General features: G+C 72.2%; 22 protein-coding genes. 7 read left to right on the forward strand and 15 right to left on the reverse strand.

Annotated elements, in window-relative coordinates; all coding sequences use genetic code 11:
* Positions 1–204: 204 nt before the first annotated feature.
* Positions 205–1,824 carry an amidohydrolase gene (locus tag Ari01nite_RS22775; protein ID WP_203783694.1) on the forward strand — a complete coding sequence of 540 codons (1,620 nt, stop codon included), beginning with the start codon at positions 205–207 and terminating at the stop codon, positions 1,822–1,824.
* Positions 1,825–1,867: 43 nt separating this feature from the next.
* Here the strand turns inward: Ari01nite_RS22775 and Ari01nite_RS22780 are convergent, their stop codons facing one another.
* The 7 genes from Ari01nite_RS22780 to pcaH are packed head-to-tail and all read right to left on the reverse strand — an operon-like array spanning position 1,868 to position 8,540.
* Complete coding sequence (locus Ari01nite_RS22780; RefSeq protein WP_239162929.1) at positions 1,868–3,577, reverse strand: SulP family inorganic anion transporter; 1,710 nt, start codon at positions 3,575–3,577, stop codon at positions 1,868–1,870.
* A gap of 54 nt (positions 3,578–3,631) precedes the next feature.
* Positions 3,632–4,264, reverse strand: coding sequence for a 3-oxoacid CoA-transferase subunit B (locus Ari01nite_RS22785; protein WP_203783696.1), 633 nt, complete (start codon positions 4,262–4,264; stop codon positions 3,632–3,634).
* A complete protein-coding gene (locus tag Ari01nite_RS22790; RefSeq protein WP_203783699.1) occupies positions 4,261–4,923 on the reverse strand; it encodes a 3-oxoacid CoA-transferase subunit A in 663 nt (220 codons plus the stop codon). Before Ari01nite_RS22790 ends, Ari01nite_RS22785 begins: the two co-directional genes overlap by 4 nt.
* Positions 4,920–6,071, reverse strand: a complete 1,152-nt coding sequence (pcaDC, locus tag Ari01nite_RS51695) for a bifunctional 3-oxoadipate enol-lactonase/4-carboxymuconolactone decarboxylase PcaDC (protein WP_203783702.1) — start codon at positions 6,069–6,071, stop codon at positions 4,920–4,922. The genes Ari01nite_RS22790 and pcaDC overlap by 4 nt, the downstream gene beginning before the upstream one ends.
* Positions 6,065–7,246, reverse strand: a complete 1,182-nt coding sequence (locus Ari01nite_RS22800; RefSeq protein ID WP_239162958.1) for a lyase family protein — start codon at positions 7,244–7,246, stop codon at positions 6,065–6,067. Before Ari01nite_RS22800 ends, pcaDC begins: the two co-directional genes overlap by 7 nt.
* 2 nt (positions 7,247–7,248) lie before the next feature.
* On the reverse strand, positions 7,249–7,800 hold the full coding sequence (gene pcaG, locus Ari01nite_RS22805; RefSeq protein ID WP_203783706.1) for a protocatechuate 3,4-dioxygenase subunit alpha: 552 nt from the start codon (positions 7,798–7,800) through the stop codon (positions 7,249–7,251).
* Positions 7,797–8,540 carry a protocatechuate 3,4-dioxygenase subunit beta gene (gene pcaH, locus Ari01nite_RS22810; protein ID WP_203783709.1) on the reverse strand — a complete coding sequence of 248 codons (744 nt, stop codon included), beginning with the start codon at positions 8,538–8,540 and terminating at the stop codon, positions 7,797–7,799. Before pcaH ends, pcaG begins: the two co-directional genes overlap by 4 nt.
* 67 nt (positions 8,541–8,607) lie before the next feature.
* On the opposite strand from pcaH, the gene Ari01nite_RS22815 reads away from it, so the two are divergent.
* Both Ari01nite_RS22815 and Ari01nite_RS22820 read left to right on the forward strand, forming a co-directional pair.
* Positions 8,608–9,360 (forward strand): IclR family transcriptional regulator, encoded by a 753-nt coding sequence (locus Ari01nite_RS22815; RefSeq protein WP_203783710.1) that lies wholly within the window; start codon positions 8,608–8,610, stop codon positions 9,358–9,360.
* Between the two features lie 39 nt (positions 9,361–9,399).
* Positions 9,400–10,557, forward strand: coding sequence for a 4-hydroxybenzoate 3-monooxygenase (locus Ari01nite_RS22820; RefSeq protein WP_203783712.1), 1,158 nt, complete (start codon positions 9,400–9,402; stop codon positions 10,555–10,557).
* Here the strand turns inward: Ari01nite_RS22820 and Ari01nite_RS22825 are convergent.
* Positions 10,490–11,656: a YibE/F family protein gene (locus Ari01nite_RS22825; protein WP_203783713.1), complete on the reverse strand. Its 1,167-nt coding sequence runs from the start codon at positions 11,654–11,656 to the stop codon at positions 10,490–10,492. The genes Ari01nite_RS22820 and Ari01nite_RS22825 overlap by 68 nt on opposite strands.
* A gap of 118 nt (positions 11,657–11,774) precedes the next feature.
* Here Ari01nite_RS22825 and Ari01nite_RS22830 point away from each other — a divergent pair, with 118 nt between their 5' ends.
* Genes Ari01nite_RS22830 through Ari01nite_RS22840 form a run of 3 tightly spaced genes read left to right on the forward strand, consistent with a single transcriptional unit; the run spans position 11,775 to position 14,580 of the window.
* Positions 11,775–12,803: a permease gene (locus Ari01nite_RS22830; protein WP_203784086.1), complete on the forward strand. Its 1,029-nt coding sequence runs from the start codon at positions 11,775–11,777 to the stop codon at positions 12,801–12,803.
* Positions 12,800–13,522 (forward strand): TIGR03943 family putative permease subunit, encoded by a 723-nt coding sequence (locus Ari01nite_RS22835; protein ID WP_203783714.1) that lies wholly within the window; start codon positions 12,800–12,802, stop codon positions 13,520–13,522. The genes Ari01nite_RS22830 and Ari01nite_RS22835 overlap by 4 nt, the downstream gene beginning before the upstream one ends.
* Entirely contained in the window at positions 13,519–14,580 is a 1,062-nt protein-coding gene (locus tag Ari01nite_RS22840; RefSeq protein ID WP_203783715.1) for a hypothetical protein, read from the forward strand. Before Ari01nite_RS22835 ends, Ari01nite_RS22840 begins: the two co-directional genes overlap by 4 nt.
* An 80-nt stretch (positions 14,581–14,660) precedes the next feature.
* On the opposite strand, the gene Ari01nite_RS22845 is transcribed toward Ari01nite_RS22840, so the two are convergent.
* The 6 genes from Ari01nite_RS22845 to Ari01nite_RS22870 all read right to left on the reverse strand — a co-directional run bounded on the left by Ari01nite_RS22845 (position 14,661) and on the right by Ari01nite_RS22870 (position 24,354).
* Positions 14,661–16,025: an extracellular catalytic domain type 1 short-chain-length polyhydroxyalkanoate depolymerase gene (locus tag Ari01nite_RS22845; RefSeq protein ID WP_203783718.1), complete on the reverse strand. Its 1,365-nt coding sequence runs from the start codon at positions 16,023–16,025 to the stop codon at positions 14,661–14,663.
* Positions 16,026–16,107: 82 nt separating this feature from the next.
* A complete protein-coding gene (locus tag Ari01nite_RS22850) occupies positions 16,108–17,535 on the reverse strand; it encodes a glycoside hydrolase family 10 protein (RefSeq protein WP_203783720.1) in 1,428 nt (475 codons plus the stop codon).
* 247 nt (positions 17,536–17,782) lie between these two features.
* Positions 17,783–18,334, reverse strand: a complete 552-nt coding sequence (locus tag Ari01nite_RS22855; RefSeq protein ID WP_203783722.1) for a hypothetical protein — start codon at positions 18,332–18,334, stop codon at positions 17,783–17,785.
* A 60-nt stretch (positions 18,335–18,394) separates the two neighbouring features.
* Positions 18,395–19,249 (reverse strand): LysR family transcriptional regulator, encoded by an 855-nt coding sequence (locus Ari01nite_RS22860; RefSeq protein WP_203783724.1) that lies wholly within the window; start codon positions 19,247–19,249, stop codon positions 18,395–18,397.
* A 5-nt stretch (positions 19,250–19,254) separates the two neighbouring features.
* A complete protein-coding gene (locus Ari01nite_RS22865; RefSeq protein WP_203783726.1) occupies positions 19,255–20,334 on the reverse strand; it encodes a tartrate dehydrogenase in 1,080 nt (359 codons plus the stop codon).
* 72 nt (positions 20,335–20,406) lie between these two features.
* Positions 20,407–24,354: a bifunctional nitrate reductase/sulfite reductase flavoprotein subunit alpha gene (locus tag Ari01nite_RS22870; RefSeq protein ID WP_239162931.1), complete on the reverse strand. Its 3,948-nt coding sequence runs from the start codon at positions 24,352–24,354 to the stop codon at positions 20,407–20,409.
* A 139-nt stretch (positions 24,355–24,493) separates the two neighbouring features.
* On the opposite strand from Ari01nite_RS22870, the gene Ari01nite_RS22875 reads away from it, so the two are divergent.
* Positions 24,494–24,871 carry a YccF domain-containing protein gene (locus Ari01nite_RS22875; protein WP_203784090.1) on the forward strand — a complete coding sequence of 126 codons (378 nt, stop codon included), beginning with the start codon at positions 24,494–24,496 and terminating at the stop codon, positions 24,869–24,871.
* Positions 24,872–24,878: 7 nt separating this feature from the next.
* On the opposite strand, the gene Ari01nite_RS22880 is transcribed toward Ari01nite_RS22875, so the two are convergent.
* A complete protein-coding gene (locus Ari01nite_RS22880) occupies positions 24,879–25,562 on the reverse strand; it encodes a hypothetical protein (RefSeq protein ID WP_203783728.1) in 684 nt (227 codons plus the stop codon).
* Positions 25,563–25,759: the final 197 nt, after the last annotated feature.

Genomic DNA, 25,759 nt, shown 5'->3' on the forward strand with positions numbered 1-25,759 from the left:
GTCGAAAGCGCGACCCGTTACGGACCGTACTGCCGAGGTTTTGTTTGTCTCAGGCCGGCCGGTCTCCCGTCCGTCGCCCTGGCGACTCGTAGAACATTACAGGGCGGTTGCCGGGGCGCCAAATCGGCCCCCCGCAAGGTTGACCCCGCCCAGACTCGGTACCGAGAATCGCGCCGGAACCCCACCCGGATCGGAGCCCCACACATGCACGCTGACCTGCTGTTCCACGGTGGCCCGACGATCGGCGACCCGGCCGCGACCACGCTTGCCGTATCCGGCGGCCGGATCCTGGCGGTGGGTCGGGACGAGGTCCGCGACCTGGCCGGCCCGCGGACCGAGGTGATCGACCTGCGCGGCCGGCCCCTTCTCCCCGGCTTCCAGGACGCGCACATCCACGCCGTCATGGGCGGTGTCGAGCTTGGCCAGTGCGACCTCACCGGCACCACCGACCTGGACGAGTACCTGCGCCGGATCGCCGGGTACGCCGCCGCCCACCCGGACGCCGAGTGGATCGTCGGCGGCGGCTGGGCCATGGAGGTCTTCCCGGGCGGCGTACCCGACCGGGCCGTCCTCGACCGCGTCGTCCCGGATCGCCCGGTCTATCTGATCAACCGGGACCACCACGCCGCCTGGGTGAACAGCCGTGCCCTCGAACTGGCCGGCATCACCGCGGACACCCCCGACCCGGAGAGCGGCCGGATCGACCGCGCCGCCGACGGCACGCCAGTCGGTGCCCTGCAGGAGGGCGCCATGGATCTCGTGAAGGTCCCGCACACCACCGCCGACGAACGCCTGGCGGGCCTGCTGCGGGCGCAGGAGTTGCTGCACTCGTACGGCATCACGGCCTGGCAGGACGCCATGGTCTGCGCGACCAACGGCTACGACGACATCTCCGACGCCTACCTCCGGGCCGCCCGGGAAAACCTGCTTACCGCGACCGTCGCGGGGGCGCTATGGTGGGACCGCGATCGCGGCGCCGAGCAGATTCCCGATCTGGTCGACAAGCGCCGGGCGCACACCGTGGGGAGACTGCGCTGCAGCACGGTGAAACTGATGCTGGACGGCATCGCCGAAAACTTCACGGCTGCCATGACGCAACCCTATCGGGATGCCTGTGGCCATGTGACGTCCAACCGCGGGCTGTCCTTCATCGATCCGCTCGAACTTCCTGCGTACGTGACCGAACTTGACCTTCTTGGTTTCCAGACGCACTTCCACGCGCTCGGTGATCGGGCGGTGCGCGACGCACTGACGGCGATCGAGGCGGCGCGGAGGGCGAACGGTCACCGGGACACCCGACCGCACCTGGCGCACCTGCAGGTGGTGCACCCTGACGACGTGCCGCGGTTCGCCCGGCTCGGCGCGACGGCGAACATGCAGCCGTACTGGGCCGTGCACGAACCGCAGATGGACGAGTTGACCATCCCGTTCCTGGATCCGGCGCTGGCCGGCTGGCAGTACCCGTTCGGTGATCTGCATCGGGCGGGTGCGCGGTTGGCGGGCGGCAGCGACTGGCCGGTGAGCACACCGGAGCCGCTCCAGGGAATCCACGTGGCGGTCAACCGGGTCCATCATGGCGACCACGCCGCCGGCTTCCTGCCGGCGCAGGCGCTGGATGCGGGTACGGCGATCGCCGCGTACACGGCCGGCTCGGCGTATGTGAACCACCTGGACGACACCGGCTGGTTGCGCCCGGGCTACCGCGCCGATCTGGTCGTGCTGGACCGCGACATCCTCGCGGCCCCGCCCGCCGAGATCGGCGACGCGTCGGTGGCCCTGACCTTCGTGGACGGCAAGCGCGTGCACACCGCCCCGGACGCCTGACGGGCGCAGCCGCTTCACTCGACCTGCTGAGGGCGGCGGGTGGTCAGGGGCGGGACCAGTCGGTGCCGTGCTGGCGCTGGTAGGCGGCCACCGCGTCCTCGATCGTGGGGAAGAAGTGGTCGGGGTTGATGGTGCGGGTCAGGCTGTAGCGGTCGATTTTTTCCAGGACCGGGCTTTTCAGTTCGGCGAAGACCAGAGAAATGCCCTTTTCGTTCAGTTCCAGGTCTAGTTCCTCGAGGACGTCCGCGGCGGTGGTGTCCACGTCGGTGATGGGCTCGGCGGCTATCACTATCCAGGTGGGGGGTGGGTCGGCGGCCGCCAGTTCGCGGATCTGGTCGCGGAAGGCTCGGGCGTTCGCGAAGATCAGCGGGGCGTCGAAGCGGAACAGGATCAGGCCGGGCAGGCGTTCGGCGTCGGGGTACTGGCTGATGTCGTGGTAGCCGCTCACGCCGGACGCCCGGCCCAGCACCGCCATGTACGGCCACCACAGGCGGCGGAAGACGTTCAGCACCGACAGCGCCACCGCCACGCCGATGCCGGGTAGCACGCCGAGCAGCGCCACACCCAGGAAGGCCGCCAGCGCCAGGATGAACTCGATCCGGCGGCGCCGCCACAGGCGGGCCATGCCGGGGATGTCGGCCAGCGACAGCGCGGCCGCGATCACGACCGCGGCCAGAGTGGGCTGGGGCAGGTTGCGCAGCAGGTCGGGCGCGAGGATCAGCAGCAGGCCGATGGCCGCGGCGCCGACGACTCCGGTGAGCTGGGTGCGGGCGCCGGCCTGTTCGGCCACCGCGGTCCGCGAGCCGCTGGTGCTGACCGGGAAGCCCTGGAAGAACGAGGCCGCCACGTTCGCCGCGCCGATGCCGACCATCTCCTGGCTGCCGCGGACCTCCTGGCCGGTGCGCGCCGCGAACGCCGACGAGGTCGAGATCGTGTCGGTGAGCGACACCAGCGTGATGCCGAACGCGCCGACCGCCAGGATGCCCAGCTCCGACCAGGACGCCGAGGGCAGCGTGAACGGCGGGAAACCCTGCGGCAGCGGGCCCACCACCTGAACGCCCCGCTCGGACAGGTCGAAGACCGCCACCGCGGCGATCGACAGGACCACCGCGGTCAGCACCCCGGGCACCTTCGGCGCGAACCTGCGCAGCAGCACTATCACCACCAGGCCGAAGAGTCCGACGGCGACCGCGGCCGGCACCGTGGAGCCCGCCGCCACGCCGCTGAAGAACCCGGCCGTCTCCTCGATCAGGCCGTCGCCCTCGATCGAGAAGCCGAAGAGCTTGGGCAGTTGCGAGACCAGGATCGTCAGCGCCAGCCCGTTCAGGTAGCCCAGCTGGGTGGGCCGCGACAGCAGGTCGGCCAGGAAGCCCAGCTTCGCCACCCCGGCCGCGGCCAGCAGCACCCCGGTCATCAGCGCCAGCATCGACGCCAGGCCGACGCTCTCGGACGGATCGGCGCCCATGCCGACCAGGCCGACCAGGACCGCGGCGATCATCGGTCCGAGGGAGGAGTCGGGGCCGAGGACGAGAATCCGGGACGGGCCGAAGACCGCGTACGCGAGCAGGCACAGGATCGTCGTGTAGAGCCCGGTGATCGGCGGCAGCCCGGCCAGTTCCGCGTACGCCATCCCCTGCGGCACCAGCAGCGTGGTCAGCACGATGCCGGCCACCACGTCGCGCGGCAGCCACGCGGCGCGGTAGTCCCGGACCGCCTGCACACCCGGCACCCACTGCCGGTAGTCGATCGCCACGCCGGAAGGTTAACCGCCGGAGGGCAGCGGGGAAATCGTTCGCAGCGGGTGGTGCTAGGCCCGGCTCAGCGGCATGTCGAGGCGATCAGACAATTCATCAAAATCCATCCCGTACGTGTCCAGCACGCGCACCCCGCCGGGGCCGAGCCGGAACGTCGCCACGTCGGTGTAGACCCGGCTCACGCAGGCGCGCCCGGTCAGCGGGTACGTGCACTCCGGCACCAGCTTCGGCTTACCGTCCTTGGCGAACAGCGTCATCATCACGAAGACCTGCTTCGCGCCGATCGCCAGATCCATGGCGCCGCCCACCGCCGGGATCGCGTCCGGTGCGCCGGTGGACCAGTTCGCCAGGTCGCCGCCCGCCGACACCTGGAACGCGCCCATGATGCAGACGTCCAGGTGACCGCCGCGCATCATCGCGAACGAGTCGGCGTGGTGGAAGTACGACGCACCGGCCAGTTCGGTCACCGGCTGCTTGCCCGCGTTGGTCAGATCCGGGTCGACGTCGTCACCGGTCGCCGGCGGGCCCATGTTCAGCATGCCGTTCTCGGTGTGCAGCACGACGTTCTGCTCGGGCGACAGATAGTCGGCGACCATCGTGGGCTGGCCGATGCCGAGATTCACGTACGCGCCCGGCGGAATGTCGCGGGCCACGATCCGGGCCATCTCCTCGCGGGACAGGCTCATGAGGGCACCTCCACGATCCGGTCGACGTAGATGGCCGGCGTGACCACCGCTTCCGGGTCGAGGTCGCCGGTCTCGACGACGCGGGACACCTGGACCACCGTGACCGCCGCCGCGGTCGCCATCACCGGGCCGAAGTTGCGGGCCGTCTTGCGGTACACCAGGTTGCCCATCCGGTCGGCCAGGTGCGCCCGGATCAGCGCCACGTCACCGCGGATCGGATACTCCAGCAGGTATTCCCGGCCGCCGATCACCCGGGTCTCCTTGCCCTCGGCCAGCGGCGTGCCCACCGCGGTCGGGCTGTAGAACGCGCCGATCCCGGCTCCGGCGGCGCGCATCCGTTCGGCCAGGTTGCCCTGCGGCACCACCTCGAGCTCGATCTTGCCGGCCCGGTACAGGCCGTCGAACACCCACGAGTCGGACTGCCGCGGGAACGAGCACACCACCTTGCGCACCCGGCCCGCGGCCAGCAGTGCGGCCAGGCCGGTGTCGCCGTTGCCGGCGTTGTTGCTCACGATCGTGAGGTCGCCGGCGCCGTGCTCGATCAGCGCGTCGATCAGTTCGACCGGCATGCCGGCCATCCCGAACCCGCCGACCAGCACGGTGTCGCCGTCCTTGACCACCCGCACCGCCTCGGCGGCGGTGCGGACAGCCGCGGTCACCGGTCGCCGTCCAAGACGCGTTGGGCGATCCGGAAGGCGGTGTTCGCGGCCGGCACGCCGCAGTAGACGGCCGTCTGCAACAGCACTTCCTTGATCTCGTCGTCGGTCAGCCCGTTGGTCCGCGCGGCCCGGACGTGCATGGCGAGTTCCTCATGGTGGCCGAGGGCCACCAGCGCGGTCAGGGTGATCATCGATCTGCTGCGGCGGTCCAGGCCGGGGCGGGTCCAGATTTCCCCCCAGGCGTACGCCGTGATGAGCTCCTGGAAATCCCGGGTGAACGGGGTCGTCCCGGCGACCGCCCGGTCCACGTGCGCGTCGCCGAGCACCTGCCGCCGGACCGCCATCCCGGCCTCGCGCACCTGGTCGACCGTCCGCGGCCCGGCGTCGTCCCGGAAGTGCTCGTCGAGCAGCGCGGCCACCTCGTCCGGGCTCTCGGCCGGCGCCAGGTGGGCCACCCCGTCGAGCACCACCAGCCGGCCCTCGCGCACCCCCTCGGCGATCAGCGCCAGGCCGGCCGGCGGGGCGGGTTGATCGGCCGCGCCGGCCACCGCCAGCACCGGCTGGGTGATCTCGCCGAGCCGGTGCCGCACGTCAAACGTGGCCAGCGCCTCGCAGACCAGCGCGTAGCTCTCCGGGTCGGCGGCCCGCAGCGCGGCCAGCAGGGCGGCGGTCACCGCCGGTTCCCGGTCCGGGAAGCCGGGCGCGAACCAGCGCTGGATCGACCCGGCCACCACGGCCTGGGTGCCGTCGGCGCGGACCGTCTCGGCCCGCTGCCGCCAGCCCCCGCTCTCGCCGATCTTGGCACCGGTGCAGAGCAGCACGGCCGAGGTGACCCGGTCCGGCGCGTCCAGCAGCAGTTGCAGGCCGACCGCGCCGCCCACCGAGTCGCCGGCGTAGCGGAACGGCTCGCCCGGCCGGATCCGGTCGGCGAGTTCCAGCACCCCGCGGGCCAGGCCGGGGATGCCGAACGCGGCCGGCGCCGGGCCGCTGCGGCCGTGCCCCGGCAGATCCCAGCCGACCACGTGGTAGCGGCCGCGCAACTTGCCGGCGCAGCGCCGCCAGAGAGCCTCCGCCGAGGTGCCCAGCGACGGCCCGAGCAGCAGCAGCGGCCGGTCCGGCGCGTCGACCAGCGGCACCGCCGTCAGCACGGCTTGCCCGCCCTGGTCAGGGCCGCGTCGATCAACTCTTCGGTGGCACCCAGATAGGGCCCGTCGTCCCCCAGCCGGTGCCGCTCGGCGTCGATCCCGGGGCGGGCCGCGGCCAGGGTCGCGGCCATGCGTTCCGGATCGACCTGGAGGCCGGCGAGGAGTTCGGCGGTCTGCGAGCCGGCCACCACGGTGCGCCGGGCCAGGGTCTGCAGGGTGGGCCACTCGACGTGCCAGGAGCCGTCCGGGCGCTCGTCCACCGCCTCGGCCGCGGCAGCGTGCAGGGTGGCGGCCAGCGGCGGTGCGGCCAGCGCGGCCCGGCGCACCAGGACGGCCAGCACCGGGTTGTGCTTGTTGGGCATGGTGGACGAGCCGCCGCGGCCGTCGGCGGGCGCCTCGGTCAGTTCGCCGATCTCGGGCCGGCTGCCGAGCAGCACGTCGTTTGCGATCTTGCCCCAGGCGTCGGTGCAGCTCACGAACGCGTCGCCGATCCGGGTGAACGGAGCGCGGGCGGTGTGCCACGGCTCGCGGAACGGCAGGTCGAGGGTGCGGGCCGCGGAGCGCACCAGGGACAGGGCCCGGTCCGGTGCGCCGGTCAGCGCGGTGGGTGCGGCCAGGCTGCCGGCCGCGCCGCCGGCCTGGATCGGCAGCGCCGCCGCGGTCTCGAGGAGGTCCCGGGCGTCCAGCACGCCGTGCAGCCAGCCGGCCGCCTTGAGGCCGAACGTGATCGGGATGGCGTGCTGGGTCAGGGTGCGGCCGGCCATCCGGGTGCCGCGATGACGGTCGGCCAGCGCGCTGAGGACGCGTACCTGGTCAGAAAGATCTTTGTGCAGGCGGTCGGCGGTGGCCCGCAGGTTGAGCACCAGAGCGGTGTCCAGGACGTCCTGGCTGGTCAGGCCGGCGTGCAGGGCCTCGGCGGCGCCCGGATCACGGCCGGCCAGCCGGGCCCGCAGCACCGCGAGCAGCGGGATCACCGGGTTGCCGCCGCCCTCCGCGTCCTCGGCCAGCGCCGGCAGGTCACCCGGGTCGACCAGGTCGTCCAGACCGGGCGCGCTCGGCGCCAGGCCGTGCTCGTGCAGCGCGGCCAGCCAGGCGGCCTCGACCCGCACCATGGCCGCCATCAGGCTCGCGTCGGAGAACAGGTCGCCCGCGCGGACGTCGCCCGGCCACAGCAGCATGGTCACGTCCAGATGCCGCGGTGCCGGGGGAAGCTCAGGAACACGGTCTCGGAGTCCCCCTGCAGGTGCACGTCGAAACGGAGGCCCTGCCGGTCGCGGGTGGCGATCAGGGTCTGCCGGCGGTCCGGTGCCAGGCTGTCGAGCAGCGGGTCGGGACCGGGGCCGGGCAGGTACGCGCGGGTGAACAGGCGGTCGAGCAGGCCCCGGGCGAACACCGTGACCGCGAAGAACGCGGGACGTCCCGGCTCGGTCGGCCCGGGCTCCACGGTGGAGAACCAGTAGTGCCCGTCGGCGTCGGTGGGTGCGCGGCCGAACCCGCTGAACGTCCACCCGTCGCGGTGCAGCGAGCCGGGGCCGCGTACGACATTGCCCTCCGCATCGGCCTGCCAGATCTCCAGCATGGCGTCGGGCACCGGCGCCCCGTCGCCGTCAAAGACCCGGCCGTGCAGCCGGATGGCGCCGGCCCGGCCGGGCGGCACCAGGTCGTTGCCGCCCGGGTAGGGCAGCCCGAGGTGGAAGAAGGGCCCGACGGTTTGTCCTGGCGCAACGCTCATGCCGGGTCGACCCCCTGCTCGATCGGCGTCCGGTGGCTGCCGGTGAGCACGATGTCCCAACGGTAGCCGAGGCTGTACTCCGGGGTGGAGAGGTCGTGGTCGTACTGCGCGATCAGCATCTCCCGGGCCTTCGGGTCGGTGATCGACTGGAAGATCGGGTCCAGCGGGAACAGCGGGTCGGCCGGGAAGTACATCTGGGTGACCAGCCGCTGGGTGAAGTCGGTGCCGAACAGCGAGAAGTGGATGTGCGCCGGCCGCCAGGCGTTGACGTGGTTGCGCCACGGGTAGGCGCCCGGCTGGATGGTCAGGAACCGGTAGCCGCCGTTCTCGTCCGTGATGCACCGGCCCAGCCCGGTGAAGTTCGGGTCGAGCGGCGCCGGGTGCTGGTCGCGCAGGTGCGCGTACCGGCCGGCCGCGTTCGCCTGCCAGATCTCGACCAGCTGGCCGGCCACCGGCCGGCCGTCGCCGTCCACCACCCGCCCGGCCACCACGATCCGCGAGCCCTGCGGCTCGCCGGCGTGCTGGATGGTCAGGTCGGCCTCGGCCGCGCCCACCTCGGAGTGCCCGAAGCACGGCGCCCACAGTTCGACCCCCTCCGGGTCGGCCGGCTGCGGGGCCTTGGTGGGGTGGCGCAGCACGCTGCTCCGGTACGCCGGGTAGTCGAGGCGCGGCTGGTGCTCCTGCGGGCCCTCCTGTTGGGCCGCGAGGATCTCACGGTTGATGTCCGCCTGGGTGGTCACCTTTGCGACGCTATGCGGCCGGGCCCCGAACCGCGATACTTGGCTTCCGTTGGACGGAAGGATGACCATGAGCGCCAGCGTCACCTCACGCGCTCTCGACCTGCTCGGGGCGTTCGACCCGGATCACCGCGTGCTCACCCTCAGCGCGCTCGCCCGCCGGGCCGGCATGCCGCTGGCGACCGCGCACCGGCTGGTCGGTGAGCTTAACCGATGGGGCGCGCTGGCCCGGCTGCCGTCCGGCGAGTACGTGATCGGGCGCCGGCTCTGGGACCTCGGGCTGCTCGCGCCGGTGCAGTCCGGGCTGCGCCAGGCCGCGTCACCGTTCCTGCACGACCTCTACGGCGCCACCCTGGCCACCGTGCACCTGGCGGTCCGGGACGGCACCGAGGCGCTGTACATCGACCGGCTCTCCGGGCACATCTCGGTCCCGGTGATCAGCGAGATCGGATCCCGGCTGCCGATGCACGCCACCGGGGTGGGCAAGGTGCTGCTCGCGTACGCACCGGAGAACGTGCGCACCGAGGTGCTCAGCCACCTGACCCGGGTCACCGCGTACACCATCACCCAGCCGGCCCGGCTGCTCGACCAGTTGCGCCGGGTGCGCATCGACGGCTACGCCACCACCGGCGAGGAGATGAGCCTGGGCGCCTGCTCGGTGGCGGTGCCGGTGCGCGGACCCGGCGGCGAGGTGGTCGCGGCGCTCGGCATCGTGGTGCCCGACCTGCGGCGGGAACGGGCCCGGCTGGTCTCGGCGCTGCAGGTCGCGGCCCAGGGCATCAACCGGACGCTCGGCGACTCGCCTTCCGTACAGTGGAAATAGGGTCTTGTCCACCCGCCCGCCGCCCGGTTCCCTGGAGGTATGCGCACCCAGGTCGCCGTCATCGGCGCGGGCCCTGCCGGCCTTCTGCTGTCCCACCTGCTCCGCCGCGGCGGGGTGGACTCGGTGGTCGTCGAGACCCGCTCGCAGGAGTACGTGGCCTCGCGGATCCGGGCCGGGATCCTGGAGCAGTCCAGCGTCGACCTGCTCACCGCGGCCGGCCTGGGCGACCGGCTGCGTGCCGAGGGCCACGAGCACCGCGGCATCTACCTGCAGATGCCCGGCGAGCGGCACCACCTCGACTTCGTCGACCTGATCGGGCGCACCGTCTGGGTCTACGGGCAGACCGAGGTGCAGAAGGACCTGATCGCGGCCGGCACCGCCGAGGTGCACTACGAGGTCACCGGTACCACCCTGCACGACGTCGAAACGGATCGGCCGTACGTGACCTTCGTGGACTCGGGCGGCGCGGCGCGGCGGATCGACGCGGACGTGATCGCGGGCTGCGACGGCTCGTTCGGGCCGAGCCGCCACGCGGTGCCGTCGGAGACCTTCGAGCGCACGTACCCGTACTCCTGGCTGGGCATCCTGGCCGACGTGGCGCCGTCCACCGACGAGCTGATCTACGCCTGGCACCCGAACGGGTTCGCGCTGCACTCGATGCGCTCGGACACGGTCAGCCGGCTCTACCTCCAGGTGCCGAACGGAACCGACCCGGCGAGCTGGCCGGACGACCGGATCTGGCAGGAACTGGCCACCCGGCTGGGGCACGGCGAGCACGGCTGGAAGCTCACCGGAGGGCCGGTCACCGACAAGAGCGTGCTGCCGATGCGCAGCTACGTGCAGACGCCCATGCGGCACGGCCGGCTGTTCCTGGCCGGGGACGCGGCGCACATCGTGCCGCCGACCGGCGCCAAGGGCCTCAACCTGGCGATCGCCGACGTGACGCTGCTCAGCCAGGCGCTGGTGGCGTGGCTGCGGGCGGGCCGGCCGGCGCTGGCCGAGTCGTACTCGGACGACGCCCTGCGCCGGGTCTGGCGGTGCACCCACTTCTCCTGGTGGATGACCACCATGCTGCACACCGGCAGCGACCCGTTCGACGCTCAGTTACAGCTCTCCCAGCTGCGCTGGGTCACGACCTCGAATGCCGGGGCGACCGGGCTGGCGGAGAACTACGCCGGCCTCCCGATCGGCTTTTAGGCGGCCCGGCCACGAGTGCCGCCAGGGCCGTGGTGATCGGCACCGACGCGATCAGGCCGATCGTGCCGACCGCGCTGCGCAGCACCTCCTGGGCCAGCAACTCGCCGGTCACCACCTCGGACATCGGCTGGCTGCCGGTGGCGAGCAGCAGCAGGAGCGGCAGAGCGGCGCCCGCGTACGCGAGCACCAGGGTGTTGACCGCCGAACCCACGTGCGCCCGGCCGATCCGGCTGGCCGAGCGGTAGAGCTCCCACCGGCCGGTGCCACCGCGGGCCAGTTCGGCCACGGTCGTCGCCTGGGTGACGGTGACGTCGTCGAGCACGCCGAGCGCGCCGATCACGATGCCGGCCAGCAGCAGGCCGCGCATGTCGATGCCACCCGAGGCGGCCAGGAAGGCGTCGTCGCCGCTGGCCACCCCGGTGAGGTCGAGGGCCGCGGTGAACCCGGCGCCGAGCAGGCCGGTGAGCACCAGGCTGGCCAGCGTCCCGGCGATCGCCACCGACGTGTGCACGTTGACGCCGTGGGTCAGGTAGAGCGCGGCGAACATGATCGCGGACGCGCCCACGACCGCGACCAGCAGCGGCGGCGAGCCGTCGAGGATGGCCGGGATGATGAAGAACAGCAGGATCGCGAAGCTGACCGCGAGGCCGGCCAGCGAGGTGAGCCCGAGCCGGCGGCCGAACAGCAGCACGGCCAGCACGGTCAGGCCGACGAGCCAGAGCATCGGGCCGGCCCGCTGGTGGTCGACCACGGCGTAGTCCGGGCCGCCGGCGACCGCGCCCGGGAAGTAGAGCAGCACCACGTCGTCGCCGGGTGACAGCCGCGGCGCGCCCGGCCCCTGCGGCACGTCGACCCGCGTCTCGGTGCCGGCGCCCGGGCCGTCGGTGACGCGGACGGTCGCCGAACCGACGGTCATCGCGGTGACCGTGCCCAGCGCGCGCTCCCCGCCGCGGTCCCGGCCGTCGAACTGGACCTTTCCGGGCCAGAGCAGGATCATGGCGAGCACCGTGGCGACGGCCGCGGGCACCAGCACCGCGGCCACCAGCTGCCGGGTCCGCCGGGACGCGGCGCCCTCCGGAACTCCGTGCGTGTGACTCAACGGCGCCTCGATCCACTGGCTCGATCCACTGGGCAAGTTGCGGAAAAGCTAATCAGGCGGGGCCGGTATCTTGGCACGCGGCCCCAGCGAATTGGAGTGAGGCGTGAGTTCGTCCCGCATGAGCGCCGAGGAGATCGACTGGACCTCGCCGCAGCCACCACCGGGTGCGCCGCCCGAGCCACCCGGCCCGCGCCGGGAGCGCCGGATCGGCTCGCTCGAGGTGCTCGCCGCGCTGCTGATCCTGCTCGTGGTGTTCCGCGGACCGCTGGCCGGGCTGGTCTCCGGCGCCCGGCTGCAGACCTGGACCACGGTCTTCGTGTCGGTGCTGGTGCAGGCCGTGCCGTTCCTGGTCTTCGGCGTGGTGCTCTCCGCGATCATCGCGGTCTACGTGCCGCGCTCGTTCTGGGCCCGGGCCCTCCCCAAGAAGCCGGTGCTCGCGGTGCCGGCCGCCAGCATGGCCGGCGTGGTGCTGCCCGGCTGCGAGTGCGGCAGCGTGCCGATCGCCGGGTCGCTGATCCGGCGCGGCGTCGCACCGGCCGCCGCGTTCGCCTTCCTGCTGGCCGCGCCCGCGATCAACCCGATCGTGCTGACCGCCACCGCGGTGGCCTTCCCGGGCCGGCCCGAGATGGTGGTGGCCCGCGGCGTGGCCAGCCTGATCGTCGCCGTGCTCATCGGCTGGCTCTGGCTGCGCCTCGGCAAGACCGAGTGGATCAAGCTGCCGCACCAGCCCGACCTGGAGGGCGCGTCCAAGGCCAAGGCGTTCTGGTCGGCCTGCCTGCACGACATCATGCACGCCGGCGGCTTCCTGGTGGTCGGCGCCGCGGCGGCCGCCACCATCAACGTGATCGTCCCGGAGGAGTGGCTGCAGCGGCTCGCCGAAAACCCGGTGCTCTCCATCATCGCGCTGGCCGTGCTGGCGGTGCTGCTGTCCATCTGCAGCGAGGCGGACGCGTTCGTGGCGGCCTCGCTGTCCCAGTTCTCGCTGACCTCCCGGCTGGTGTTCCTCGTGGTGGGACCGATGATCGACCTGAAACTGATCGCCATGCAGACCGGCATGTTCGGCCGCAGGTTCGTGCTCCGGTTCGCGCCGGTCACGTTCCTGACCTGCGTGCTGGTCGCGACCGGCATCGGGGTGGTGTTCCTGTGAGCCGGCTGACGCAGGCTGTGGTGCTGCTGCTGTTCGGCGGGGCGGTCCTGCGCGCCTCGCTCACCGACCTCTACCTGCGCTACGTCAAGGAGGGCCTGCGCCCGTTCCTGATCGCGGCCGGCGTGCTGATGGTGGCGGCGGCGATCACCACCATCTGGTATTCGCTCCGCTCTTCGGGGAAATCGGACGAGGAGCAGCACGACCACGGGCACGAGGGCCACCACGAGCCGCGGGTGGGCTGGCTGCTGATCCTGCCGGTCCTCGGGCTGCTGCTGGTGGCGCCGCCCGCGCTCGGCTCGTTCGCGGCCGGTCAGTCCGGCAGCGTGACGGCCGCGCCGTCCGACTCCGACTACCCGCCGCTGCCGCCCGGCGACCCGGCTCCGGTGGCGCTGCTCGACTATGCGTCCCGGGCATTGTTCGACGACGGCCGGAGCCTGACCGGGCGCACCCTCAAGCTCACCGGCTTCATCACGCCGGCGCCGGACGGCAAGCCGATGCTGGCCCGGATCGTGCTGTCCTGCTGCGCCGCCGACGGCCGCCCGATCAAGGTGGGGATGACCGGGCAGACCCCGATCGAGGTGCCGGCCGACACCTGGGTGGAGATCACCGGCGTCTACAGCCCGCAGCGGGGCAAGGATCCGGTGAACGACGTCGACGTGGCGTTCGTCGAGGTCAAGTCGTGGCAGGAAGTCGCGCAGCCGAAGAACCCGTACTCGTGAGGCTGCTCCCCGCCGCCAGCCTGGTGGTGGCGCTCGCCGCGGCCGGCGGTCTGCTGGTCGCCGGGCCGGCCGAGATCGCCGGGCCCGAGCAGGCGGCCACCCGGGTGTCCGCGGCCACCGCGTGGCCGTCCGCGAAGCGCGCCGAGTACCGCCCGGCCATGCCGGACGGGCCGCTGTTCACGCCACTGCTCTTCCTCGATCCGGTGACGGCGGTGGGCACCGCGCCGACCCCGGACGCGGAGACCGTACGCCTGCTCGTGCGCGACGCGAGCGGCGGCCAGCGCCTGCTGCGGCGGGTGCCGCTGGAGCGGAACCCGCAGTTCGAGGTGGTCACCGCGACCGCCGACCACCTGCTCTGGACCGAGTCGAGCGACGAGCAGCCCCGGGTGCGGATCTGGATCGCCGACCGGTCCGGCGGCGAGGCCCGGCTGCTGACCGCCGACACCGGCAACACGATCTTCTACGGCACCTCGCACGACCTGGTGGTGTCCGACGGCCGGGTGCACTGGGCCGCCGCGCCCGGCGGCGACCAGACCACCGAGATCCGCTCGGTGCCGCTGACCGGCGGCCAGGTGCAGGTGCGCAGCGAGCCGGGCAAGTGGGCGATGTCGGCCTGGCCGTGGCTGGTCGACGAGCGCGAGGGCCGGCTGCGCAACCTGGCCACCGGCCGGGACACCACGGTGGCGACGTCCGGACCCGAGACGGTGAGCTGCGGCCCGGCCTGGTGCCGGGTCCTGGTGATCACCACCGACACGCTGGCCCGGATCGACCTGATGCGCCCGGACGGCTCGGCCCGGCGGCGGATCGCCGGCGGCGACGTGCAGGCCGCGGTGGCCGACGTCGCGGTGCTGGACCGCTTCGAGATCCTCGCCGAGCCCGGCCCGGACGCCGACGTGACCGGCACCGCGGCCCTGGTGGTCTACGACGTCGCGTCCGGCCGAACGGTCGAGGTCGCGCCGGCCGTGGACGGGGCGTTCACCCAGGGCGGGATGCTCTGGTGGTCGACCGGGGACGACGAGACCATCACCTGGCACACGCTCGATCTGCGGACGGCTTGACTCCTCCCCGCGCCAAACCGGAACGCCGCCGCGGAGCGTGACTCCCCGCGACGACGTTCCGGTACCCAGCCCAGTAAAGGTCAGGCGGTGGTGCAGGCCGTGCCGTTGAGCGTGTAGTTGCTCGGCGCGGCGCTGTTACCGGTGTGCGTGGCCTGGAAACCGATCGTCACCGAACTTCCGGCGGCGATCGCCTGGTTGTACTGCACGTTGCGGGCGGTGACCGCGGTCCCGGACTGGCTGTAACCGGCGCTCCAGCCGCCGGACACGGTCTGCCCGGCCGGGACGGTGAAGCCCAGCGTCCAGCCGTTGATCGCGCTGGTCCCGGTGTTGGTGATCGTGATGTTCGCCGTCAGCCCGGTGTTCCACGCGCTGACCTGAGCCGAGGCCCGGCAGAGCCCGGTAGCGGGAGGACTCGTGGGCGGCGTCGTGGGTGCAGTGGTCGGCGGCGTCGTCGGCGTGGTCGTCGGCGTGGTCGTCGGCGGCGTGGTCGTCGGCGTGCCGTCCAGGCCGAAGAACGCGATCACCATCCGGGCCATCCCGGACAGCGGAAGCGAGTGACCGACGCCCGCCACGCTGATCCCCTCGACCGGGGCCTGCACCGTGTTGGTGCCGTACCGGGTGCGGGTCCAGTTGGCCTGCGGCGTGTCGGTGAACACCGGCGTCTGGCTGATGCCGTGCACGTTGGTCCACTGCTTGATCGACTCGCCGAAGTTCGGGTACTGGAGGGTCGTGTCGGTGACGCCGTGGAAGACCTGCATCCGCGGGCGCCGCCCGGTGTAGCCCGGGTACGCCGCCCGGACCAGGTTGCCCCACTCCGCCGGGGTCCTGCTGACCTGGCCGTTGGCGCAGGCGCTGTTCCAGCCGGCCTGGTTGGCCGGGTTGGTGGGGTCGCCGGCGCTGGCCGCGAAGCAGCCGAACGGCACGCCCATGAACGCGGCACCGGCCGCGAACACGTCCGGGTAGTCGCCGAGCAGGACGTTGGTCATCATGCCGCCGGACGAGGCGCCGGTGACGAAGGTGCGGTTCACGTCGGTGCCGTAGCGCTGCTGCACGTACCGGACCATCGAGACGATGCCGGCCGGGTCGCTGTTGCCGCTGTGGCTCAGCGCGCCCGCGCTGGAGTTGTCGAAGCAGTTGCCGGACCGGGTCGCCGACGGGTAGACGACGATGAAGCCGTACTGGTCGGCGAACGACTTGAACTCGGTGTTCTGGTAGAACGCCGGGCCGGTTCCGGTGCAGTAGTGCACGGCCACCAGCAGCGCCGGATTGGCCGCGACCCGGTCCGGCACGTACAGGTGCATCTTGAGGTTGGTGGGGTTGGTGCCGAAGCCGGTGACCTCGACCAGGGTGGCCGCCGACGCGGTGCCGGCCGGCAGGACGATGCCGGCGGTGATCGCCGCGGCCGCAGCGGCACCGGCGAGCAGGGCACGCCAGGGTTTCCTCATCGCTTGTTCCTTCGGGGAGTGGGAGAGGGGAATGGTGCGGCCGGCGGGAGACCGGACGGGGGTCTCCCGCCGGCCGCACCTCTCAGCGAGCGGTGCAGGTCGGCGTCGCGGACGGGCCGACGCCGGTGCCCTGGAATCCGAACTCGGTGGCCCCGCCGGCCGCGACCGAGCCGTTGTAGCCGACGTTGCTGAAGCTCACCGAGCCGCTCGATCCGGTGGCCGTGGTGTTCCAGCTGTTGGTGACGGCGGCGCCGGACGGCAGCGTGACGCCCACGGTCCAGCCGCTCAGCGGTGCCGAGCCGGCGGTCACCCGGACGGTGGCCACGAAGCCGCCGCCCCACTGGTTGAGCGTGACCCGCGCGGAGCAGCCCGCCCCGCTCGGCGGCGTCGTCGGCCCGGTGGTGGGCGGCGTGGTGGGCTGGGTGGTCGGCGGCGTCGTCGGCCCAGTGGTGGGCGGCGTGGTCGGCTGGGTCGTCGGGTTGGTGGTCCCGCCGGCGTTCAGCGCCTCCAGGGTGGAGGTGTACGCGGCCTTCTTGTTACCGGAGCCGTCGAACAGCAGCGGCGTGCCGCTGGCCCGCCACGAGTCGGTGTCCCGGATGCCCCACACCGTGATGCCGGTGCAGCGGGCCACCGCGAGGCAGTCGGCCACCACGCTGCGGTAGGTGTTGGCCTGGGTGGTGCCGGAGCCCTCGATGTCCAGCTCGGTGATCTGCACGTCGACGCCGAGCGCGGCGAAGCTGGACAGCGTGGTGCGGTAGTTGCTCGGGTATGGCGAGCCGCTGTTGAAGTGCGACTGGAGGCCGACGCAGTCGATCGGGACGCCGCGGGTCTTGAAGTCGCGGACCATGTTGTAGACGGCCTGCGTCTTGTCCCAGGTCCAGTTGTCGGTGTTGTAGTCGTTGTAGCAGAGCTTGGCGCCCGGGTCGGCGGCGCGCGCCGCGCGGAACGCGGCCTCGATCCAGTCGTTGCCGGTGCGCTGCAGGTTGGAGTCGCGGCGGGCACCGCCGTTGCCGTCGGCGAACGCCTCGTTCACCACGTCCCAGGAGTGGATCTTGCCGCGGTAGTACGTGGCGACCTGGGTGACGTGGTTGAGCATGGCGCTGCGCAGCGCGGTGCCGCTCATGCTCTGCATCCAGCCGGGCTGCTGCGAGTGCCAGGCCAGGGTGTGGCCGCGGACGATCATGCCCTGGGCGCGGGCGTGGTTCACGATCCGGTCGGCATTCGTGTACGAGAAGACGCCCTGCTGCGGCTCGGTGGCGTCGATCTTCATCTCGTTCTCGGGGGTCACCTGGTTGAACTCGCGGTTCAGGATGCCCACGTAGGTGGTGTCGGTCAGCTTGTAGTTCGCGACCGCGGCACCGAAGTACCGGCCCTTCTCGGCGGCGGAGGCGCCGAGCGTGGTGGCGGCCTGCGCCGTGTGCGTGACGGTGATGACCGCCGCGGCCATGGTCAGCCCGGCGGTTGCGGAGAACACGGCGGCGAGGACGCGCCGCCTGGAGGAACGGTTCATTGCCGATGCCTTCCAGCTGTGATCAGGGGAACGGTGGCTCAGCCTCGGGGCAGGCATAGCCGCGACCCGGACCACACAAAGAGATCCGGATCGATCGAAACATTAACGGCACGTTCCGGTAATCACAACGCCCAGCTTGTGCACGATGCGGACCGGTCACGGCCCGCACCCTGCGACACCCCCGATTTTTCCAGCTAAATACGCCCAGCTCCGACCTCACCAGGTTCCGGAAGTTTCGGAAAATGTTTCATCCTCGCCGCAGGCGTGACACGGCCGGCACGGTCCGTGGCGACCAGGCCGCCGACCGGGCCAGCGGCGCCGTCGACGCCAGGATCAGCAGCGACGCGACCGGCAGCAGATCGAGGTTGACGCTGATCGCCGCGTACCCCGCGAAGAGCAGCACCGGGCTCCACACCGGCGCCCGGCCGGCCGCCACCTGGAGGCCGAGCAGCACCACCATGCCGAGCACGAACGCCAGCGGACCGGCGACCTGCAAGGCGTCCGGCAGCGGCCAGCGCCGGGCGAACTCCTCGGACAGGTCACCGAGGATGACCCAGACGAAGCAGCCCACCCCGGCAACCGCGCCCGCGGCCGCCACCCGGGCCAGCCGCCGCCCGGTCACCGCCCGCCCGGCCAGCAGCACGGCGAGCGCGCCGAACAGCACCATGGCGACGAGGAAACTGACGTGGCCGACGTCCCAGGCGAGCCCGTCCTTGCGGTGCCCGTCGAGTCCGTCGATCCACCGGAGAATGCCGTACGCCAGCAGGAAAAGCGGCGCGGCGATCGATAGCGGTCTCATGCGGTGAGCCTAGGAACGCGCCGGTCCCGGCCGGTATCGGTGAAGCCCCGGTGACCACCCCTAAGGCGTGGCCAGTCCGGCGAAGGCGCGGGCCGCCGGGGTCAGGGTGCGCCGGCTGACCATCGCGACCCGCAGGTGCGTGACCGGGTGGATCGGCACGACTTCGGCGCCGGCCCGGCGGGCCAGCTCCGACCATCCCGCGGGCAGGATGGCGTCGCCCACCCCGGCCAGAACCAGAGGAAGGAGGGACGTACGGTGGGCAACCTCGGCGACCAGCCGGGCCCCCGCGGTCTCGGCCAGTTGCCGCATCAGCGAACCGCGCTGCGACACGATCAGCCGGTGCCCGCCGAGGTCGGCGACCGTGACCCGGTCCCGGCCGGCGAACCGCCCGCCGGGCGCGGTGACCAGCATCAGCGGCTGGTCCGCGAGGGGCACCACGCCGAGGCCGGCGGCCTGGATCAGGTCCGGGCCGCCGAGCAGGCCGATCTCGGCCGCGCCGGTGCGCACCGCGTCCACCACCTCGTCCGGTACGAAGGCGGCCGCCACGCTGACCGCCACGTCCGGGTGGGCCGCGGTGAACCGCCGCATCAGGGTGGCCAGCGGCTCCACGGCCGGCGACGGCATCGCGACGATCTCGACCCGGCCGCTGCCGACGCCCTTGATCGCGTCGACGGTGGCCTGCGCGGTGGCCAGGTCGCGGATCACCTGGCGGGCCGGGCCGACCAGTTGCCGGCCGGCGTCGCTGAGGACCACGCCGCGGCCGACCCGGTGGAACAGCACGACGCCGAGTTCCCGTTCCAGGCCGGCGATCGCCTGGGACAGCGACGGCTGCGCGATGAACAGCTGCTCGGCCGCCTTGCCGACGCCCTCGGCGTCGACCACGGCGAGGAAGTAGCGCAGCTGGCGGGCGTCCACCGGACCTAGTGTCGCAGCTCCCCGATGATCGCCGCGGTCATCTCGGCGGTGGTCGCGGTGCCGCCCACGTCGCCGGTCAGCACGCCCGAGGCGGTGGCCGCGGCGATCGCGTCCTCCAGCCGCCGGGCCTCGCCGGCCAGGCCGAGGTGCGCCAGCATCAGCGCGCCGCTGGCGATCGCGCCGATCGGGTTGCTCACCCCGCGCCCGGCGATGTCCGGCGCCGAGCCGTGCACCGGCTCGAACATGCTCGGGAAGCGGCGCTCCGGGTTCAGGTTGGCGCTGGCGGCCAGGCCGAGGCTGCCGGCCAGCGCCGAGCCCAGGTCGGACAGGATGTCGGCGTGCAGGTTGGAGGCGACCACGACGGACAGGTCCTCGGGCTTGAGCACGAACTTGGCGCTCATCGCGTCGACCAGCACGCTCTCGGTGGCGACGTCCGGGTAGTCGAGCGCGACCCGGCGGAACACCTCGTCCCACAACACCATGCCGTGCTGCTGGGCATTCGACTTGGTCACGCTGGAGACCTTTTTGACCGTACGGGTCCGGGCCAGCTCGAACGCGAAGCGGATGATCCGCTCACAGCCCTTCTCGCTGAACAGGGCCGTCTGCAGCGCGATCTCGTTGCCCGGCCCGCGCCCGGACAGGTTGCGGCCGCCGTAGCCGGCGTACTCCCCCTCGCTGTTCTCCCGGACCACCACCCAGTCCAGCTCGACCTCGCCGGCCTTGCGCAGCGGGCTGACCACGCCCGGCAGGAACTTCACCGGCCGCACGTTGGCCCACTGGTCGAAGTTCTGCGCGATGTTCAGCCGCAGCCCCCACAGGCTGATGTGGTCGGGCACGTTGCCCCAGCCCACCGCGCCGAAATAGACGGCGTCGAACTCCTGGAGCGTCGCCAGCCCGTCCGGGTCCATCATCCGGCCGGTCTTCTCGTAGTACTCACAGCCCCACGGGAACTCCTCCCAGTCGAACGCGAACTTCCCGCCCGACTGCGCGGCCATCGCGTCGAGCACCTCGCGCCCGGCCGCCACCACCTCTTTGCCCACACCGTCTGCCGGAACCGCCGCGATCTTGAAAGTCTGCTCAGCCATACCTCCATGCAAGCAAGACCGTCATCGATAGGTCCAAGACGAATTTCCGATCCGGCTCATAGGGACTGCCTATCAATAAACGTCGCGGGCGTAGCGCTTCTGGGCGCTCAGCTGCTTCACGTATTCGTCCGGGTCGACGCGGCCGTGGGTGGCTGCTATGTCGCGGAGGGCCTGGTCGACGTCCTTGGCCATCCGGCTCGCGTCGCCGCAGACGTAGAGGTGGGCGCCGTCGTTCAGCCACTGCCACAGTTGGGCGCCGTGTTCGCGCATCCGGTCCTGGACGTACACCTTGCTTCGCTGGTCGCGGGAGAAGGCCAGGTCCAGCCTGGTCAGGATGCCCTGGGTGCGCAGCTCCTCGAGCTCGGTGGCGTAGTAGAAGTCGGTCGCGCGGCGTTGCTCGCCGAAGAACAGCCAGTTCGGGCCGGTGGCGCCGCGGGCCTGACGCTCGCGCAGGAAGCCCAGAAAGGGGGCGACTCCGGTGCCTGGGCCGACCATGATCATCGGGGTGGACGGGTCGGTGGGCGGGCGGAAGTGCGGCGAGCGCTGGACGAAGACCGGGACCTCGCCGGCGGTGTCGGCCAGGAACGTCGAGCAGACGCCCTTGCGGGGCCGGCCGTTGAGGTTGTCGAAGCGCACCACCGAGACCGTCAGGCTCACCCGGTCCGGCTCGGTCAGCGGGGTCGACGAGATCGAGTAGAGCCTCGGCTGCAGGCGCTTGAGCACGTCGGCCCACTCCTGCGCGGCCGCCCGGACCGGGTACTCGGCAATCAGGTCGGCGGCCTGCCGGCCCCACGCCCACTTGGCCAGCTCACCCTTGTTGTCCGGGCGGAGCAGGGTTTTCAGGTACGCGTCGCCGCTGCGCTCGGCGAGGAAGCGGAGCAGGTCGGGGGTGATCCGGGTGATGTCCAGGTCGCGGCGCAGCGCCTCGGCCAGCGGTCGTTCGCCCGGCTGGCCGAGGTCCACGGTCTGGTCGGCGCGCAGGCCGGTCACGTCCAGCCATTCCTGCACCAGGTCGGGGCAGTTGCTCGGCCAGATGCCCAGCGCGTCGCCGGCCGCGTACTCCAGGCCGCCGCCGGTGTCGAACGTGAACCGCCGCACCTCCTTGGCCGAGCCCGGGCCGCTGAGCAGTTCGTTGCCGCACAGCGCGGCGGTCAGCGGCGCGGCCCGGGTGGGCTGCGGCACCGGCTCGGCGACCGGTGCGGTCAGCGCCACCACCACCTGGTCTAGCCATCCGTTCGCGTCGTCCTCGAAGTCGGGTTCGCAGTCCACCCGCGGGGCGATCCGGACCGCGCCCAGTTCGGCGAGCCGGTCGTCGAGGCGGCGGCCGTGCCCGCAGAAGTCGTCATAGGTGGAGTCGCCGAAGGCCAGCACCGCGTACCGGCGGCCGTCCAGCCGGGGCGCGTCCGGGCCGGTCAGCGACTCCCAGAAGCCGGTGCCGTTGTCGGGTGCCTCGCCGTCGCCGAACGTGCTGGTCACGATCAGCAGGTCGGCGTCGCTCTCCAGCAGGTCGGCGGCCGGCCCGTCCATGCCGCGCAGGCTGGCCGGGCGCCCGGCGTCGGCCAGCCGCCGGCCGACCGCCTGGGCGAAGTCCTCGGCGTTGCCGGTCTGCGAGGCCCAGAGCACCTGGAGGCGCCGGGTCGCGGCCGATGCCGGCGCGGCGGCCGGCACCGCGGTGCGGCCGAACGTAGCGGCCAGCATCCCGTTGAGCCAGGCCGCCGTGCCGGCGTCGAACGGCGCGTTGGCCGGCAGCAGCGGCGGCAGCACCGGATCGGCGGTGAGCGCGCCCATCGCCGTCATGAACCCGGACAGGTACTGGCGCTGGTTGTCGTCGAGGGCCGGCGGGGTGAGTGCGAGCCCGAGCATGGCGTGCAGCGGCTCGGCCGGACGGCTGTCGACCACCGGCACCGGCGTCAACGCCACCGCGCAGACCTTGAGCTCCGGCTGGAACGAGAGCGGGTCGACGGCGTCGCTGGTCACCGCGTTGACGCTCACGTACTCGCCGAACAGGTCGTTCCAGTGGAACGGGGCGAAGCAGTTGCCGGGCTGCACGCGCTCGGTCAGTTCGGCCGGCAGCACCGCCCGGCCCCGCCGCGAGGTGATCTCCACGGGGGCGCCGGCCGCGATACCGAGCCGCGCCGCGTCCGAGGGATGAATCTCGACGTACGGGCCCGGATTGAGCTTGTTGAGCTTGGCGACCTTGCCGGTCTTGGTGAGCGTGTGCCACTGGTGCTGGAGCCGGCCGGTGTTGAGCACGAACGGGTAGTCGTCGTCGGGCAGTTCGGCGGCCGGCAGATGCGGCCGTGGGTGGAACACGGCTCGTCCGTTCGCGGTCGCGAAGGTCAGTCCGGACCCGCCGTCGCGGTAGCGGATCGGGTTTCGCGTACCGGAACCCGGCGGAGCCGGCCATTGCACGGGCCCGGCGGCAAGCCGCTCGTAGCTCACCCCCCGCAGGTCATAGCCGGTCTGCGGGTTCCAGAACTGCTTGATCTCCTCGAGGATCTCGGCGGCGCTGCGATAGTCGAACGCGTCCGCGAAACCCATCTCGGCGGCGACCCGCGCGATCAGCTGCCAGTCCGGCAGCGCCTGCCCCGGCGGGTCGACCGCCTGCGGCACCAGCGTCAGGTTGCGCTCGGAGTTGATCATGATGCCGTCCGCCTCCGACCACATGGCGGCGGGCAGGGCGATGTCGGCGTACGCGTTGGTCTCGGTCTCGGCGAACGCGTCCTGGGTGACCACGAACTCGGCGGCCTCCAGACCCGCGATGACGGTGCGGCGGTTGCCCACCGAGGCGACCGGGTTGGTGCAGATGATCCAGCAGGCCTTGATGTGTCCCTCGGCCATCCGCTCGAACATCTCGACGGTGCCCTTGCCCACCTCGGTGCGCAGCGTGCCGGCCGGCAGGGCCCAGGCGTTCTCGACGAACTCGCGGTCGGCCGGCACCAGCACGGACCGCTGCCCCGGCAGGCCCGGCCCCATGTAGCCCATCTCCCGGCCGCCCATCGCGTTCGGCTGCCCGGTCAGCGAGAACGGCCCGCTGCCGGTCCGGCAGATGGCGCCGGTCGCCAGGTGCAGGTTGCAGATCGCGTTGGTGTTCCAGGTGCCGTGGGTGCTCTGGTTGAGCCCCATCGTCCACAGGGTGACCCAGTTGCCGGCCGCGCCGATCCACTCGGCCGCCTGCCGGATGCTCTCCTCGCTCAGACCCGTTTCCTGGGAGACGTACGACGGGGAGTAGCCGGCGAGAAAATCCGGCATCCCCGCCCATCCGTCGGTGTACGCCGCGATGAAGTCCTCGTCGATGTCGCCGTTCGCGACCAGCAGGTGCAGCAGCCCGTTGAGCAGGGCGAGATCCGTCCCGGGCCGGATCGGGAGGAACAGGTCGGCCTTGTCGGCGGTGGCGCTGCGCCGGGGGTCGACGACGATCAGCCGGGCACCCGCCTTGAGCCGGTCGAGCATCCGCAGGAAGAGAATCGGGTGACAGTCCGCCATGTTCGACCCGATCACCAGGAACAGGTCGGCGTGATCCAGGTCGTCGTACGACCCCGGCGGCCCGTCCGCGCCCAGCGACAGCTTGTAGCCGGTGCCGGCGCTGGCCATGCACAGCCGCGAGTTCGACTCGATCTGGTTGGTCCGCAGGAAGCCCTTGGCCAGCTTGTTCGCCAGGTACTGCGCCTCCAGGGTCATCTGCCCTGAGACGTAGAGCGCCACCGCGTCCGGGCCGTGCTCGTCGACGATCGCCCGCAGCCGGCGCGCGGTCGCACTGATCGCGGCGTCCACGTCCCGCCGGGCGGGCGCCTCGTCCCGCGCGCCGCGGACCAGGGCGGTGTCCAGCCGCCCCGGCGCCGCCAGCATGTCCGCGCTGGTGGCTCCCTTGGTGCACAGCCGTCCCGCGTTCGCCGGGTGATCCCGGTCACCGCGAGCCTTGACCGCCAGCCGCCGTCCGTCCGGCCCGCGCGCGACGTCGAGCACCATCCCGCAGCCCACGCCGCAATACCCGCAGACCGTCCTGACCTGCGTGCCCACATGTTTCCTCTCGACCGGCGACCACCTGCACCCACACGCTAGATGCAGGCCGTTTCCGGCCGGTCAATCGTTTGTGCGAGCCCGGTTACTCACCCCTCACCGAGCAGCCCCGGGCGTTGTGACCATCGGTCATGCTGGAGTGGTGCGGCTGATCCTCAACATCCTGTGGTTCATCTTCGGCAGCGGCTTCCTGCTCGGCATCGCGTACGGCATTGCCGCCCTGATCTGCTTCGTCCTGATCGTCACCATCCCGTTCGGCGTGGCCTCGCTGCGTCTCGCGGTCTACTCGCTGTGGCCGTTCGGCCGCACCGTGGTGAGCCGCCCGTCCGCGGGCGTGGCGTCCGGCATCGCGAACATCCTGTGGGTGGTGCTGGCGGGCTGGTGGCTGGCGCTGACCCACCTGGTCACCGGCGTGGCGCAGTGCATCACCATCATCGGCATCCCGTTCGGCATCGCGAACTTCAAGCTGGTGCCGGTGGCCTTCTGGCCGCTGGGCCGCGAGATCGTCGACCTGTAGGCGCTGGTCAGCGCGCGGCGGCCAGAGCGGCGTCCAGGGCCGGCGCCAGCCAGGTGGTCAGGGCGGGCGGCTGCACCGCGGCGCCGGGCGCGCCGTCGTGGCCGGGCACGGACTGCAGGCCCAGCCAGCCGGTGTCGGTGGCCAGCCATTCGACGGTGCCGTAGGTGGTGCCGTCCGCACTGGTCACGGTGGCCGCCAAGGAGCCCTGGGCGCCGCCCGGCAGCGGCGGCCGCGGACGGCGGCCCGCGGTGCCGGCCGGCGAGGCGTAGGCCGGGACGACGTCCGGGAAATCGGCCCGGTGAGGCGCCGGGACGGCTCCGGCCAGCTCGGTGCCGAGCTCCCACGCCGGGAACAGGGCCAGCTCCAGGTCGCCGTCGTCCAGCTGGCGCAGCGAGGCGGCCAGGCCGCCGGACACGGCGAACAGCGCAGTGCTGGCCTGATGCGGCAGGGTCACCTCGATGTGCACGGTCGCATCCGGCCTGGCCAGCACGGTCAGGGTGGCGGCCACCGCCGGGACCGGGGTGTCGTCGCCGTCGACCAGGCCGCGGCGGCGCAGGACCGCGTCGGCGGTGGCCGGCCAGGCGTCCGGGTCGGCGGCCGGCTCCGGGAGCACCATGCCGGGTGGCAGCGCGACGCCGGCCTGGGTGGCCAGGAGCGACAACTCGGCGGCGGAGAGGGTGACGCGGTGCATCCGGTGCGGCCACTCCTGTCGCGCGAATCGGTCACTGGGCGGGGCACAGTCTAAACCGGAACACGGTCGCGCCGAGGCCCCGGGGAACAGCACTGGGGAGTTACCGCCGGATAACCAGCGGTGATTGGCACAACGATTGGCGTCGCTCTGTCGTTGCACCCTCATGGTGCGCAAACACAGTGATGTGCAAAGCTGCG

Source organism: Paractinoplanes rishiriensis (assembly GCF_016862375.1).
GTDB lineage: Bacteria > Actinomycetota > Actinomycetes > Mycobacteriales > Micromonosporaceae > Actinoplanes > Actinoplanes rishiriensis.

Bases quoted from the DNA above. Each gene is read 5' to 3' on its own strand.
- Ari01nite_RS22815 (WP_203783710.1), top strand. From the start codon at position 8,608: ATGAGCGCCAGCGTCACCTCACGCGCTCTCGACCTGCTCGGGGCGTTC.
- pcaG (WP_203783706.1), bottom strand. From the start codon at position 7,800: ATGAGCGTTGCGCCAGGACAAACCGTCGGGCCCTTCTTCCACCTCGGG.
- Ari01nite_RS22865 (WP_203783726.1), bottom strand. From the start codon at position 20,334: ATGGCTGAGCAGACTTTCAAGATCGCGGCGGTTCCGGCAGACGGTGTG.
- Ari01nite_RS22830 (WP_203784086.1), top strand. From the start codon at position 11,775: ATGAGCGCCGAGGAGATCGACTGGACCTCGCCGCAGCCACCACCGGGT.
- Ari01nite_RS22820 (WP_203783712.1), top strand. From the start codon at position 9,400: ATGCGCACCCAGGTCGCCGTCATCGGCGCGGGCCCTGCCGGCCTTCTG.
- Ari01nite_RS22855 (WP_203783722.1), bottom strand. From the start codon at position 18,334: ATGAGACCGCTATCGATCGCCGCGCCGCTTTTCCTGCTGGCGTACGGC.
- Ari01nite_RS22800 (WP_239162958.1), bottom strand. From the start codon at position 7,246: ATGCTGCTGTGGCCGGGCGACGTCCGCGCGGGCGACCTGTTCTCCGAC.
- Ari01nite_RS22850 (WP_203783720.1), bottom strand. From the start codon at position 17,535: ATGAACCGTTCCTCCAGGCGGCGCGTCCTCGCCGCCGTGTTCTCCGCA.
- Ari01nite_RS22880 (WP_203783728.1), bottom strand. From the start codon at position 25,562: ATGCACCGCGTCACCCTCTCCGCCGCCGAGTTGTCGCTCCTGGCCACC.
- Ari01nite_RS22785 (WP_203783696.1), bottom strand. From the start codon at position 4,264: ATGAGCCTGTCCCGCGAGGAGATGGCCCGGATCGTGGCCCGCGACATT.
- Ari01nite_RS22775 (WP_203783694.1), top strand. From the start codon at position 205: ATGCACGCTGACCTGCTGTTCCACGGTGGCCCGACGATCGGCGACCCG.
- Ari01nite_RS22845 (WP_203783718.1), bottom strand. From the start codon at position 16,025: ATGAGGAAACCCTGGCGTGCCCTGCTCGCCGGTGCCGCTGCGGCCGCG.